This is a genomic window from Bradyrhizobium diazoefficiens USDA 110, assembly GCF_000011365.1.
Lineage (GTDB): Bacteria > Pseudomonadota > Alphaproteobacteria > Rhizobiales > Xanthobacteraceae > Bradyrhizobium > Bradyrhizobium diazoefficiens.
The window spans coordinates 423,133-436,821 of sequence record NC_004463.1 but is presented as its reverse complement, the minus strand read 5'-3'; the positions used below and the strand labels follow the sequence as shown (position 1 = coordinate 436,821).

The 13,689-nt window shown below is 65.1% G+C and carries 13 protein-coding genes; 5 read left to right on the top strand and 8 right to left on the bottom strand.

Annotated elements, in window-relative coordinates; translation table 11 throughout:
• Positions 1-25: 25 nt before the first annotated feature.
• Positions 26-1,384 (bottom strand): PLP-dependent aminotransferase family protein, encoded by a 1,359-nt coding sequence (locus tag BJA_RS02030; protein WP_051000229.1) that lies wholly within the window; start codon positions 1,382-1,384, stop codon positions 26-28.
• 162 nt (positions 1,385-1,546) lie between these two features.
• Here BJA_RS02030 and BJA_RS02025 point away from each other — a divergent pair, with 162 nt between their 5' ends.
• The gene (locus BJA_RS02025) at positions 1,547-2,407 is read left to right on the top strand and encodes a DMT family transporter (protein ID WP_011083235.1); all 861 of its coding nucleotides are present in this window, start codon (positions 1,547-1,549) and stop codon (positions 2,405-2,407) included.
• Between the two features lie 173 nt (positions 2,408-2,580).
• Here the strand turns inward: BJA_RS02025 and BJA_RS02020 are convergent, their stop codons facing one another.
• Positions 2,581-3,789 carry an EAL domain-containing response regulator gene (locus BJA_RS02020; protein ID WP_011083234.1) on the bottom strand — a complete coding sequence of 403 codons (1,209 nt, stop codon included), beginning with the start codon at positions 3,787-3,789 and terminating at the stop codon, positions 2,581-2,583.
• Between the two features lie 52 nt (positions 3,790-3,841).
• On the opposite strand from BJA_RS02020, the gene BJA_RS02015 reads away from it, so the two are divergent.
• Positions 3,842-4,060: a hypothetical protein gene (locus tag BJA_RS02015; RefSeq protein WP_133414997.1), complete on the top strand. Its 219-nt coding sequence runs from the start codon at positions 3,842-3,844 to the stop codon at positions 4,058-4,060.
• Positions 4,061-4,072: 12 nt separating this feature from the next.
• Here BJA_RS02015 and BJA_RS02010 read toward each other — a convergent pair whose 3' ends face one another.
• Complete coding sequence (locus BJA_RS02010) at positions 4,073-4,498, bottom strand: hypothetical protein (protein ID WP_162494187.1); 426 nt, start codon at positions 4,496-4,498, stop codon at positions 4,073-4,075.
• 334 nt (positions 4,499-4,832) lie between these two features.
• Positions 4,833-5,996, bottom strand: a complete 1,164-nt coding sequence (locus BJA_RS02005) for a hypothetical protein (protein ID WP_011083232.1) — start codon at positions 5,994-5,996, stop codon at positions 4,833-4,835.
• Between the two features lie 341 nt (positions 5,997-6,337).
• On the opposite strand from BJA_RS02005, the gene BJA_RS02000 reads away from it, so the two are divergent.
• The gene (locus tag BJA_RS02000; RefSeq protein WP_011083231.1) at positions 6,338-6,961 is read left to right on the top strand and encodes a helix-turn-helix domain-containing protein; all 624 of its coding nucleotides are present in this window, start codon (positions 6,338-6,340) and stop codon (positions 6,959-6,961) included.
• Positions 6,962-7,016: 55 nt separating this feature from the next.
• Here BJA_RS02000 and BJA_RS01995 read toward each other — a convergent pair whose 3' ends face one another.
• The 4 genes from BJA_RS01995 to BJA_RS01980 all read right to left on the bottom strand — a co-directional run bounded on the left by BJA_RS01995 (position 7,017) and on the right by BJA_RS01980 (position 9,498).
• Positions 7,017-7,265, bottom strand: coding sequence for a hypothetical protein (locus tag BJA_RS01995; RefSeq protein WP_011083230.1), 249 nt, complete (start codon positions 7,263-7,265; stop codon positions 7,017-7,019).
• Between the two features lie 97 nt (positions 7,266-7,362).
• Positions 7,363-7,740, bottom strand: coding sequence for an Hpt domain-containing protein (locus tag BJA_RS01990; protein WP_038965048.1), 378 nt, complete (start codon positions 7,738-7,740; stop codon positions 7,363-7,365).
• A 156-nt stretch (positions 7,741-7,896) separates the two neighbouring features.
• Positions 7,897-8,595 (bottom strand): Crp/Fnr family transcriptional regulator, encoded by a 699-nt coding sequence (locus BJA_RS01985; protein WP_171463725.1) that lies wholly within the window; start codon positions 8,593-8,595, stop codon positions 7,897-7,899.
• Between the two features lie 192 nt (positions 8,596-8,787).
• Positions 8,788-9,498, bottom strand: coding sequence for a Crp/Fnr family transcriptional regulator (locus BJA_RS01980; RefSeq protein WP_011083227.1), 711 nt, complete (start codon positions 9,496-9,498; stop codon positions 8,788-8,790).
• 444 nt (positions 9,499-9,942) lie between these two features.
• Between BJA_RS01980 and BJA_RS01975 the strand changes: the two genes are divergently transcribed.
• Positions 9,943-10,422 (top strand): response regulator, encoded by a 480-nt coding sequence (locus BJA_RS01975; protein WP_011083226.1) that lies wholly within the window; start codon positions 9,943-9,945, stop codon positions 10,420-10,422.
• A gap of 409 nt (positions 10,423-10,831) precedes the next feature.
• Entirely contained in the window at positions 10,832-13,681 is a 2,850-nt protein-coding gene (locus tag BJA_RS01970) for a hybrid sensor histidine kinase/response regulator (protein ID WP_011083225.1), read from the top strand.
• The last annotated feature ends 8 nt before the right edge of the window (positions 13,682-13,689 follow it).

Genomic DNA, 13,689 nt, shown 5'->3' with positions numbered 1-13,689 from the left:
CTCAAACCAGCGTCCTAGGCGCCGATCATTTGGCCTTCAACGCTCGTCGCATCACGTCCCACATCCGCGGATCGCTCATCTGCGCCACGTTGAACCGCATGAAGCGCGATGCCGTCTGCGACACGCTGAACACGTTGCCCGGTGCGAGCACGATATCCTCTTCGAGTGCCGCGCGCGCAACGGACGTAGCATCCTGTCCGCCCGTGAGACGGCACCAGAGGAAGAAGCCGCCGCTCGGCATCAGCCAGGGCTCGATGCCGAGCGCCTGAAGCTTGCGTGCCACCTCGCGCCTGGCGCGCGTGAGCCTTTGCCTGAGCTCGTCCATGTGCTTGCGATAGCTGCCGCCGGCCAACACCCTGGCGATGATGTCGGTCGCGACCGGGCTCGGGCCGCCAAAACTGGTTGCGACCTGGAGATCGACGAGATGCTCGATCCAGTCGGCGCGCCCTGCGATGTAGCCGCAGCGCACCGAGGCCGACAGCGTCTTGGAGAAGCTGCCGATGCGGATCACGCGATTGAGGCCGTCGAGTGCGGCCAGGCGCGGCGAGCGCTCCGGCTCGAAGTCGCCAAAAATGTCGTCCTCGACGATGGTGAGGTCGTGCGCCGCGGACGCGGTCAACAGCCGGTGTGCGGTCTGGAGCGAGAGCGTCGCGCCGGTCGGATTGTGCAGCGCTGAATTGGTGATGTAGAGCCGTGGCCGCTCGCCGACGAGAATCTGCTCGAAGCGCGCGACATCCGGACCCGACGGCGTGTAGGGAACGCTGACGATCCTGGCCTGATGCGCTCGCAGCAGCGCGCGAAAATTGAAGTAGCACGGATCGTCCACCAACACGGTGTCGCCGGGACGGAGCAGGAAGCGGCAGATCAAGTCGGTTGCCTGCGTGCCTGAACCCGTCAGCATCAACTGGTCGGCCGAAGCCTCGATTGCGTCTTCCGCGAGCCGCGTCAGCAGCAGCCGGCGCAGGGCGAGGGAGCCGGATGTCGAACCGTAATTGGTCAATACGCTCGCATCCGTGCGGGCGAGCGCGCGAGCGGCGCGGCGCAAGGCCTCTTCCGGCATCCACTCCGGCGGCAGCCAGCCGCAGCCGGGTTTGAGCACGCTTTCGTCGGCATCGAGCGATTGCCGCGAAACCCAGAACGGATCGACCTCCCGGTCGCGGCGCGGCTCGACCTCGGTCAACGCAAGGGGCGGCGTGACGGTCGGCGAGACGTAGAAGCCGGAGCCACGACGGGGGCGGATCAGGCCTTCGGCGGCGAGGCGATCATAGGCCTCGACGACGGTGGAGGGCGAAACACCCATCGTCGCGGCAAGGCTGCGGATCGACGGCAGGCGGTCGCCGGCACCGAGCGCGCGGCCCGCGACCTTGGCGCGGATCGCGCTCATCACATCAACGGTCCGGGTGCCGCCCCGGCCTTTCGTCAGCGCCCCGCTGTCCAAGGTGTACTGCCTTCCATACCCATACAGTTTGGCCGGATTGTACTGGATTGTGGCTGTTCTTGCCACCGGTGAAGGCCGAGTATCGCCGCCCAAGAAGACGAGGCGGACATGCAATCGGCGGGCAGCGGCTGGGGCAACGGGCTTCTCGGCGTCATCATCTTCAGCGGCTCGCTGCCGGCGACGCGCGTGGCGGTCGGCGGCTTCTCCGCGCTGTTCCTGACGTCGGCGCGCGCGGTCATCGCCGCGCTGATAGGCGCGGCCGTGCTCGGCCTGCTCCGTCAGGCGCGGCCGCAGCGAAAGGATCTCGCCTCGCTCGCCATCGTCTCGATCGGCGTGGTGGTCGGCTTCCCCCTGCTGACGGCGCTTGCGCTCCAGCACATCACCTCCGCGCATTCGATCGTGTTCATCGGCCTCTTACCGCTCTCGACCGCGATCTTCGCCGTGCTGCGCGGCGGCGAGCGGCCAAGACCGCTGTTCTGGCTGTTCGCGATCCTCGGCAGCGCCACGGTGGGCGGCTTTGCTCTCTCCAACGACGGCTCGGCGTCACTCGCCGGCGATCTGCTGATGGTCGCCGCGATCGTGCTGTGCGGGCTCGGCTATGCCGAAGGCGCCGCTTTGTCGCGCCGCCTCGGCGGCTGGCAGGTGATCTCCTGGGCGCTGCTGCTTGCGGTGCCGCTGATGGTGCCGGTCGCGATCCTGACCTGGCCGTCGACATGGAGCGGCGTCGGTGCGCCGGCCTGGATCGGGCTCGCCTACGTCTCGATCTTCAGCATGTTCGTCGGCTTCATCTTCTGGTACCGCGGCCTTGCGATCGGCGGCATCGCGCGCGTCGGTCAGTTGCAGCAGCTCCAGCCGTTCTTCGGTCTCGCGCTTGCCGGCCTCCTGCTGCATGAGCCGGTCGCATGGGGCATGATCGCCGCGACCGCGCTCGTCGTCGTCTGCGTCTTCTTCGCGCGGCGGTTTGCCTGACGACAGCCCATTGCCGCAGCCGACGGATGTTCGCGCGGAAACAGCGTAGTTCTCCGAATTGCCTTGCATCACGGCGAACGCGCGCGGGATCACGACACCCGCGCGTGGCACGCCGGAAGCGCTTCGAAGCAATCGACAGTGCACGCTTGCGAGCGCGATCGCCGCGAACGCGCTCACTCCATCACCGTCTTCGTCAGCGTCGAACGGGCAAACTTCTTCAGCGGCATCGGCTTGCCGAACAGAAAGCCCTGCACGAAGTCGAAGCCGAGCTCGTTTGCGGCGACGAGGTCGGCGCGGCTCTCGACGCCTTCGGCGATCGCGCACGCACCGTAGCCCTGCGCAAGCTCGACGATGTGGCGGCACACCGTGCGCTTGAGGCGGTCATTGCCGCTGCCGGTGACGAAGTGCCGGTCGGCCTTCAGCTTGATGAAGGGGAGCCTGTCCCGGTCCATCAGCGACGGCCAGTTGGCGCCGAGATTGTCGATCGACAGGCCGATATTGTGCAGGCGCACTTCCCGCGCCACCTCGGCGAGGTGATCGAGGTCGCGGATCGCCTCCTCGCTGTCGATCTCGATCGTCAGTCCGCCGAAGGCCGGATGCGTCGGCACGCGCCGGCAGAGATCGCGCACGGCCTGCGGCTCCTTCAGATACGAGGCCGGCAGGTTGATCGAGAGATCGACCGGGCTCTGGTGCTCCAGCAGATAGTGCCAGTCCTGCACGGCGCGCCCGATCACGAAATCGGACAGGTCGCGCAGATGCGGATCGTGCGCCTCGGGGATGAAATAGGCGGGCGGCACCACGCCCCAGGTCGGATGGCGGATCCGCACCAGTGCCTCGGCGCCGTTGCGGATCAGCGTCCTCGCGTCGATCTTGGGCTGATACCAGAGCTCGAGCCAGCCGGCATGCAGGGCCTCGCCGACATGCACGGCCGGGCTCGGCGCCGGCTCCTCCGGCAGCAGCATCGCGACGCGCTCGCGCAGCGTCTCGGCGGCAAAGGGCGTGGTCAGCGGCGGCAGCATCGCAAGGCCATATTCCTCGCCGACCTGCTGCACGGCCCTGACGATGATCGACTCGCGGGCGCCGACGGCGAGAACCTTGCCGTCGAATGCCTCGCGAACCAGCGTCTGCAGAAATGTCCCGGGCTCGATGCCGTCGGCGGCGATTCCGAGCAGGATCAGATCCGGCAGCTCGCGCGTCAGTACGGTTTGCAGCTCCTCCGCGCTGGCGCATTCGGTCGTGACGAAGCCGAGATCCTCCAGCACCTCGGCGAGGAAAGCACGCAGATGGCGCTTGCCGTCGGCGACGCAAGCGCGCGGCGTTACCTTTCGCCGTCCGAAGGTTCTGGGCCTTCCGCCGGCGAGTTCTACAATTTGATCGTTCATCGCAAACCACTCCCGTTCCGCGACGGTGTTAGCGATGGGAGCAGTTTCAAATATGGAGGGCTTCAGTCGATTGTCGGATTATCTGGGTAACGTTAAAGCCCTCATCATTCCTAAAATTGTTCGGATCTTCTTCGAAGAGTCTTTACGTCTGACCGTGCGTGACGGGCGCATGACACGGTCATCGCGAGAGATTTTTGAAAGATGCGGCCGCTGCGAGATCAAGACCGGTGTCCTGCAATTGGACGAAGCCGTTCGCGTGTCGCCCAATTGAATAACGCTCGCCTCAATTGGCTGTGGCTTTGTCGTGCTGAGCCATCCCGACCGCCTTGTAGTCATAGGTCGGATAGAACTCGGTGCGGTACGAGCCCCACGCGGTATCCTCGATGACGCGATTGACCTCGCGCAGCCGCGAAGCCGGCAGGCGCAGCGTGATCACCTGGCCGATGCCCATCATCACGTACCAGCTCACGACCTCGATTCCGGGCGGCGGAAACGCTTTGTGGAATCCCTGCCTATCGAGCTGCGCATTCAGCTCGTTGAGCGGGCGGGACTGGTCGTGCTTGAAGAAGACGGTGAGCAGCACGGCGTTGTCGGCGGTCGGCGCGGCATTGCCTTGCGGCGGCGACGTCTGTGCCATCGTCGTCGATGTGAGCGCCAGCGCGCCCGCAAGCAGGACCGCCATCGTCAATGTCCGTCGGTTCGATCTCATCGCGGATTCCTTCCCAATGCTCATGCCGTGCATCGGAGGATAAGAGCGGCAGCTACGGCCGAAGAACTCATTTTCGCGCGATGCGCGCATGTTCCGCCTCTTCTCGTGACGGTTCTGCGACAATGCGTGGCCGCGACCGCGCAAGTGTGAAGCAGATCACATGCGGTTTGCTGCACCTGCGCTATTGCTTCAGGCAGCCGGTGGTGGGCTGTCGAGGATCGCAGCAATGACGACGCGGCGGATATTGTATTGGTGGTTCAGGTTCGTGCTGTCAGGGCGATTTCTCGATCGCTTCCTGTGCCTGCCGCGCGCGCATTGAGTGCGCTGCCGGAGGTCAGGTCTGCCCGATCAATTTGCGAAACGCCGCCGCGCCGTCCTGCACGGCATCGCGTCCCTTCCACGCCAGGTAGGACAGCTTGCCGCCGAGCGTATCGTGACTGCGTAGCCGGCGCGAGCCGAGAATGTGTCCGACATTGGCCGGGAAGCGGCTTACCTCGGCGGCCACCAGCGCCGCGATCGCGTCCATCAATTGCTGGAGCCGGACGCCCCATTCGCAATGTTCGATGCCGTCGATGCGGACCTTGAGCGCATATTCGGTGTCGTAGATTTCGGCGAGCAGGTCGCGGGCGACCAGCACCCGGTTGTGCCGGAGAGCGATCCTGAGCGCGAGGCGCTTGTCGTCGAGCCGGTCGAGCACCATGGCAACGACGCAGGCATAGGGCGCGGCAGCGACGTCGGCCGCGCTCTTGCTCGCGGCGGCCTTGGTGGCGAGGCGCACCAATTGCCAGGACGTCTTCAGCCGCCGCGCCACCAGCGCCAGCGCGAAGGGCAGCGCCTCGGGATGAGCCTTCTTGAAGGCATCGAGCTGCGCGGTGATCTGGGCAACCTGGCCGTCGTCGAATTTCGCGATCTTCTCGGGCAGCTTTTCGTTGAACTTCGGCAGCGCGGCGCCGGCGCGCAGCACCTGCTGCATCTTCTTCACGTCGTCGAAGGCGCTGCGCGAAGCCGTGTATTGCGCGAGCTTGCCGCGGGCGAACTCGGCGCTCTCCGCTGATGCGAGGGTGTTCTCGAGGACCTTGACGACCTTGGTTTGGAAGATCGACGCGACCTTCAGCACTTCCTTCGGGTTGTTGGCGGCGACCTGGTCGTTGATCGCCTTGATGTAGTCGTGCGCCATGGTCGGCAGCAGATCGCGGCAGATCCACTCCCAGATCGGGGTGAGGGTGTTGCGCGAAATTCGCCCCATATTGGCATGCTCGGGTGCGCCGTCGATCAGCAGCAGCTCGAGCGGGGCGAAGAAATAACGCGAGGGGCTGGTGGCGCGCGCCTGGGTCGAACCGTCCTTGCGAAACTCGGCGCGCAGGCGGGCCTGGACGTCGGCCGAGCCCGGCATGTCGATGCCGCACAGCTCGAGCCGTTCGAGCTCGCTGAGCAGACAGCTGCGCGACAGCGGCGTCAGCCTCTGCAAGAATTCGGTCAGCCGATCGATCTCGTTCATGGCACGCAATCTTCCGCAACGATTCCAGCAAGCCTACGGGCTCAATGCATGGAGGCATTTGCGCGCTCTCAATCGGGCTCTAGAGAAGCAAGTCGCCGTTAATTTATCCGTAAAATCCGGGGGCGGCGGAGGACCGTCCGGGCGACGGCGGTTAAGGAGGCTTCGGCCCGTCTGCCCAGGAAGTGGGCGAAATTCTCAACCCTTGCATGGTCAAGGCAAGCTTCGCGCAAGCATAAATTGTGCCGACGCCGGTGTTTTAGCGCAAAACTGCCAAAATTACCGTAGTCTTACGGAGCAAAAAGTTAACCACAGATCGGCCCGGGTTCCGCTAAACAGGTCACATGGGGTCACAGAACGATACGGCTACCGATTCGCGGCCGTCGGAATGGTACGAAAGCAGCGCTGCTCCGGCTGAAGAGCTCGATTTCGTCCGCCTGAACGCCGCTCGCGCCAAGGCCGCAGACGAAATGGCCGCTGCCATCGCCCGCGAGCTCAACGGCCCCCTGACTGCGCTCCTGCTCTACATGGGCGAGATCAAGCATCACAGCGATCAGCTCGCGCCGGCTACGGGCGACCGTGCCTATTTGCAGCGGGTGGTGGAGAATGCGCTGACGCAGACCGAGCGCGTTTGCGGCCTGGTCAAGCAGCTTGCCGGCCCCCACAAGGTTGACTCGCCGATCCCGCCCCGGATCGAGGACGCCGAAGCGAAGATCGCCCGTGCGCCGCAGCCGCAGCGCGTGCCGAGTCCCGAACTCCTGGGCCTGTCGGGCCAGAAGCGGCTGACCAAGCGCGAGCGCGAGGTGCTCCGGCTGATCAGTGAGGGCTATTCGAACAAGCAGGGTGCGCTTCGGATGCAGATCAGTCCGCGCACGTTTGAGAGCCATCGCGCCGAGGCGATGCGCAAGCTCGGTGCGCGCAATACCGCGGACCTCGTCCGCGCGGCGCTGCTGCATTCAATCGATTGAGGTTCTTGTCTTGCGCCGCCGGTGGCGGCGCGGGGGCGGGAGAAGCCGATCGCGTTCAGAAATAGTCTTCGGAGAAGGCGCGCGCGCGCGAGATGGGGCGCAGCGGCTTGATCTCTTCCTTCGGCGCGTTCGGAATGATCGTGATGGTCCAGCGGGGAGGGGTGCTCGATTCCTGCTCCAGCACCGAGCGCACGAAGCCGGTCACCGTCGACTCGCCAGCCTTCACCGTCGCCATCCGGCCGTTGAACTGCGCGATACGGAAGCGACGGACCTCCTTCTGGTCCACTGTCTCGTAGGTGAACATGGAAACCCTCCTGGTTTCCCGCGACTATCGCCACCTATGATTAGCCATCTGTGAAAATCCCAAACCGTAGAAGTACGGCGGGGTTGCATCGGTCTCGCTATGCCTGCGGCTCCTGCGCGCGCGCGGCGGCGTAGGCGGCATCCATGCGCGACAGCAGATCACCGAATTCGGCCTCACCGAGCGTCTCCGCGGTCTTCTCCAGCTGCAGCGCCAGCGCCGCGAGCCTGGCATAGCCGAACGTCCCGGCCGCACTCTTCAGCGAATGCGCTTCGCGCGCGATCTTCGCGTGGTGCTGCGCGAGCGCGAGCGTGCGGAACAGTTGCAGGCGCGCGCAGGTCTCGCTCCAGAACACGGCGCGCACTTCGCCGGCACCGTCCTCGCCGATCTCGCGCACCAGCGCCGCGTACGCGCCCGGCTCGCGCGCGGGCTCGGCATCGAGCGCTGCCTGCGCAGGCGCAGCGGTCATTTCAAACATGGCTTTGCCTGCCTTGGTCACGGTCCGTTTGTCGCGCGGCGCGTCCGTCGCGAGGTCCGGCCCGTGTCTACGGCATTTGAATTTCAGTTCCGGTAGCGGGACGGCAGGTGTTTGCAGGCCGGCGTTAGCCGCAGGTTTACCACGCGACGGCGCCGGTCAGCGCTGGCCGAGCAGCCGGTCGTACTGGGCTTTCACCGTTGCGTAGCATTCGCACGCGGTCTGGCGCAGGCCGTCCAGGTTCAGGATCTGGATGTGCCCGCGGCTGTAGTGGATGAAATTGGCCTGCTGCAAGGTATTAGCGACCAGCGACACGCTGTTGCGCCGCGCCCCGATCATCTGCGCCATGGCCTCCTGGGTCAGCAGCAGCCGGTAGTCGCCCGACAGATCATGGGTGTGCAACAGGCAGCGCGACAGCCGCGATTCCACCGGATGGGCGGCGTTGCAGCCCGCGGTCTGCTGGACCTGAGCGTAGACCGCCAACCCGTGGCGCGTGAGCAACGTCCGCAGGGTGCCGCTCTGGTCGGCCGCGATGCGCAGCCGGTCGAGATCCATCACCGACGCGACGCCGGGAACCAGCACGATTGCCGTGTTCAGCGCGCAAGTATCGCCCATGGTCGAGAGCGTGCCGAGCAGGCTGTCGCGGCCGATCATGGCGACCTGCACATGCTCGCCCTTGGCGAGGTTCACCACCAGCGAGATGACGCCGCGGTGGGGAAAGAACGCGCGCTTGAGCGTCTCGCCGGTCTCGACCAGCACGGCTTCGTGCGGCAGCTCGACCGTGTGCAGATATGGGCGGATCAGCTCATAATCGTCCGCCGTGAGCGCGGACAGGAAACCGTTGGACGGACGCACCATCGTTTCCAAAACTGCCTCCCGTCTCGTCAGGCAGGGACTTGCGAGAGCGAATTTGCGGATCCCGGCACGGGCAAGCTCCATCATGTTCCCGTCGGGATATATAGGCAATTGGGACAAGTTGTCCGAGTGCGACGGTCACCTTCGCGGCGCTGTGTGCACCTCGGCATGCAGAACGGCCGCATCGACTTCTCGTCACCGCAGCGCTCCGAGCAGGCGTGAATGGGTGGCCTTGACCGCCGAATGGCAGTCGCAGGACGTCGTCTCCAGCGCGCGCAGGTCGATGATTTCGATCTGCCCGCGGGTGTAGCGAATAATGCCGGCCCGTTGCAGTGCATGCGCGACGAGAGAAATGGCGTTGCGCCGCACGCCCATCATCTGTGCCAGCGTCTCCTGTGTCAGCGGAAGGATCGCGCTGTCGGACAGGTCGCGGGCGCGCAAGAGCCAGCGCGCCAGCCGGGCCTCGACCGGGTGCAGCGTATTGCAGAGCAACGATTGCTGCGCATGCGCGAGCAGGACCTGCTCATGACGCACCATCAGATTTCGAAACGGGACGCTCGCGGCGGCGATCGTCCGGAAAGCCGCGATTTCAAGCATGGAAGCCGTGCCGGGGAAAAGCACGACCGCGTCCGCCGGCGCGATGCCGTCGGCAAGCGCCGCGCCACTGCCCACGACGCTGTCGCGCCCCAGCATTGCGATCTCGATCATTTGTCCTTCGGACAAGCCCAGCGTGATCGAAATGGACCCGCCGTGCGGGAAGTAGACGTATCGCAACGCGGCGCCCGCCTCGCCCAAGACAGATTCCCTGACCATTTCGACTGTCGCGAGATGGGGGCGCAGCAGGTCGAAATCTGCCGCATCGAGCATTTGCAGCAACTGATTGGGCGGGAAGCCGCTCGTGGTCATTCAGGATCAATTCCGGCGCGTTCGACCTAAGATCGATGCAGCGCCCTGCTGCGTCGTTCAGTTGCACGGTAACAAAAGCATATTGTACAGGTTGTGGTGCTGTCCATATACCCGTTAGAGGGCAGACGGGCTGCCGCATTTGCGGCGGAAATAAGTACAGCGCGCTGATTCGCTCGAGAACCTTCGCGCCAGTCCTGTGAGGGCGCGCAGGAAAAAGTGGCAGGGGGGCCTTCATGAGCCGGGAGCACTGCATCCGCGCGGCGATCGGACACCGGTCAGTCCGCGCAGCCTCGTCTATTGGACGAGTGGTTACAGCGACCGGACATCGCGCCGATTCATGACGCCGCATGGCTGCAGATTTCGCGTCCGTCGTTTCCGTCCTCCTGGCTTCGCCAAAGACGTTCGCGACCGTCAGTTCTTCGATCCCAACCGGAGGAGAAAGGCGTGCCCCACGGTTCAATTATTGAATCGCCGAAACGGGAAGCTCAAACGGGGACAGAAAGTCTGCGCCATATTCTCGTTGTCGACGACGACCCGATGGTGTGCATGGCCATCGAGGTCTATCTTCAGCTAAACCATTTTCGGGTGACGATTGCCGAAGGAGGAGAGGTCGGACTGCGTGCTCTCGAACACGGACAGTTCGATCTGATGATCATCGACATCTTCATGCCGCACATGCGCGGCTTCGAATCGATCAGGGTGTTCCACGAGCGGGCGCCCACCATTCCGTTGATCGCGATGTCCGGCTACGCTTTCGCAAATCTGAATTCACCCGCTCCCGATTTCCTCCGGATGGCGCTCGAGCTCGGCGCGGCACGCTGTCTGCGCAAGCCGTTCACGCCGCACGCTCTGCTCGCCGCCGTCAACGATTGCTTCGCGGAGCACCGCTCCGACGACGTTGCCTCGGCCGCGCGCCTGGGTTAGCGCAGCGCAGGCCGTCGTAGCGGCGGGGTAAGCGTCTGTTTACCACAAACGCGGGCCTTGCGGATCCCGGCAGGGCACGCCGCGACGGTCGCGAGAGCGCTCCCGATCGGCTTCGATTTCACGTGGGCCGTGCATATCGTCCTTCACGAGCAGGACTTTCTTGCGCGCGTCGTCGCGCCGTTGTCGGCGCGTTTACCTAACGCTTCTTTTGGTGACAGTTCGGTGCCGGTTTTACCGAGAAGCGCTGCCGCATGTGATCGAACCACAAACTTCTCTTCAATATCCGTATTAGCACGGAGGATGAAATTAACGGGACCGTGAAAGGGGTTGTCTAACGATCCAGACGGGGACCTCCGTCGATGCCAAGCGTGGCTCAGGCGTCGAAGTCCAGCTCAGTAAGGCGTAGCTCATGGATGATCTGTTGCGGGAGTTCTTGACGGAGACCAGCGAGAGCCTGGACACCGTCGACAATCAGCTGGTGAAGTTCGAGCAGGAGCCGAACAACGCCAAGATCCTGGATAACATCTTCCGCCTGGTCCACACCATCAAGGGGACGTGCGGCTTCCTCGGCTTGCCGCGACTGGAAGCGCTGGCGCATGCCGGCGAGACGCTGATGGGCAAGTTCCGCGACGGCATGCCGGTGACGGGGCAGGCGGTGACGGTGATCCTGTCCTCGATCGACCGCATCAAGGAGATCCTCGCCGGCCTCGAGGCGACCGAAGCCGAGCCGGAGGGCACCGACCGCGATCTCATCGACAAGCTGGAAGCGATGGTCGAGCAGGGCATGGCGGCGATGTCAGCGTCGGCTTCGCCGATCGCGTCAGGCTCGGCGCAGCCGATGCCGGCGGCTGGCAGCGCCGCTGCTGTTGCTGACGCGCCGCCGCTGGTGCCGGAAGCGCCGGCCGCCGCTGCGCCGGCCAAGGACATGACCACGGGTTCGCTGATCGACCAGACCCTGGAGCGCCCGCTGCGCCCGGGTGAAGTGTCGCTCGACGAGCTCGAGCGCGCCTTCCGCGAAACCGCGATCGAAGCCCCAATCCCCGCGCCAATCGTCAAGGCCGAGGTCAAGGCTGAGCCCGCGCCGGCTCCGGCCCCTGTTGCCAAAGAGGCTGCCAAGGAAGCTGCGAAGCCTGCCGCCAAGGAGAAGGCCGCGCCGAAGAAGTCGATGGCCGACGAGGGCGCCTCCGAGGGCGACCGCATCGCCAACCAGTCGATCCGCGTCAACGTGGATACGCTGGAGCATCTGATGACCATGGTCTCCGAGCTGGTCTTGACCCGCAACCAGCTGCTGGAGATCTCCCGCCGCAATGAGGACACCGAGTTCAAGGTGCCGTTGCAGCGCCTCTCCAACGTCACCGCCGAGCTGCAGGAAGGCGTCATGAAGACGCGCATGCAGCCGATCGGCAATGCCTGGCAGAAGCTGCCCCGCATCGTCCGCGACCTGTCGAGCGAACTCGGCAAGCAGATCGAGCTGGAGATGCACGGCGCCGACACCGAGCTCGACCGCCAGGTGCTCGACCTGATCAAGGACCCGCTCACCCACATGGTGCGCAACTCCGCCGACCATGGCCTGGAGACCCCCGCCGAGCGGCTCGCGGCCGGCAAGGGCGAGCAGGGCACCATCCGCCTCTCCGCCTATCACGAGGGCGGCCACATCATCATCTGCATCGCCGACAACGGCCGCGGCCTCAACACCGAGAGGATCAAGGCCAAGGCGATCTCCTCGGGTCTCGTCACCGAGGCCGAGCTCGAGAAGATGAGCGAAGCCCAGATCCACAAGTTCATCTTCGCGCCGGGCTTCTCGACCGCGGCCGCCATCACCTCGGTGTCGGGCCGCGGCGTCGGCATGGACGTGGTGCGCACCAATATCGACCAGATCGGCGGCACCATCGACATCAAGTCGGTGGCCGGCGAGGGCTCGAGCGTCACCATCAAGATCCCGCTGACCTTGGCCATCGTCTCCGCGCTGATCGTGGAAGCCGCCGGCGACCGCTTTGCGATCCCGCAGCTCTCCGTCGTCGAGCTGGTCCGGGCCCGCGCCAACAGCGAGCACCGCATCGAGCGCATCAAGGACACCGCCGTCCTGCGCCTGCGCAACAAGCTCTTGCCGCTGATCCATTTGAAGAAGCTGCTCAAGATCGACGACGGCGCGGCCAGCGATCCCGAGAACGGTTTTATCGTGGTGACGCAGGTCGGCAGCCAGACCTTCGGCATCGTCGTCGACGGCGTCTTCCACACCGAAGAAATCGTGGTCAAGCCGATGTCGACGAAGCTGCGTCACATCGACATGTTCTCCGGCAACACCATTCTGGGCGATGGCGCCGTCATCATGATCATCGACCCCAACGGCATTGCCAAGGCGCTGGGTGCTGCCGGCTCCTCGGCCCATGACATGGGCGACGAGAACGGGGCGCATCACATCGGAAGTGGCGAGCAGACCACTTCGCTGCTGGTGTTCCGCGCCGGCTCGTCCCAGCCCAAGGCGGTCCCGCTCGGGCTCGTCACGCGCCTGGAGGAGCTGCCCGCCGACAAGATCGAGTTCAGCAACGGCCGCTACATGGTGCAGTACCGCGAGCAGCTGATGCCGCTCGTCGCCATGGAGAGCGTCACTGTTGCGAGCCAAGGCGCCCAGCCGATCCTGGTGTTCGCCGACGACGGCCGCTCCATGGGCCTCGTCGTCGACGAGATCATCGACATCGTCGAGGAACGCCTCAACATCGAGGTCGGCGGCTCCAGCCAGGGCATCCTGGGCTCGGCCGTGATCAAGGGGCAGGCCACCGAGGTGATCGACGTCGGCCACTTCCTGCCGATGGCGTTCGCCGACTGGTTCACCCGCAAGGAGATGAAGCCGTCGATGCATTCGCAGTCGGTGCTGCTGGTCGACGATTCCGCGTTCTTCCGCAACATGCTGGCGCCGGTGCTGAAAGCCGCCGGCTACCGCGTCCGCACCGCGCCGACCGCGCAGGAGGGCCTGGCCGCGCTGCGCGCCCAGAGCTTCGACGTGGTCCTGACCGACATCGAGATGCCCGACATGAACGGGTTCGAGTTCGCCGAGGTGATCCGCTCCGACAACAATCTCGGCGCGATGCCGATCATCGGCCTGTCCGCGCTGGTGTCGCCGGCGGCGATCGAGCGCGGCCGTCAGGCCGGCTTCCACGACTATGTCGCCAAGTTCGACCGTCCCGGTCTGATCGCGGCGCTGAAGGAGCAGACCGCGGGCGCCGCCGGCGCCTCCGAGCTGAGCCGGGCAGCGGCGTAAGAGCATGA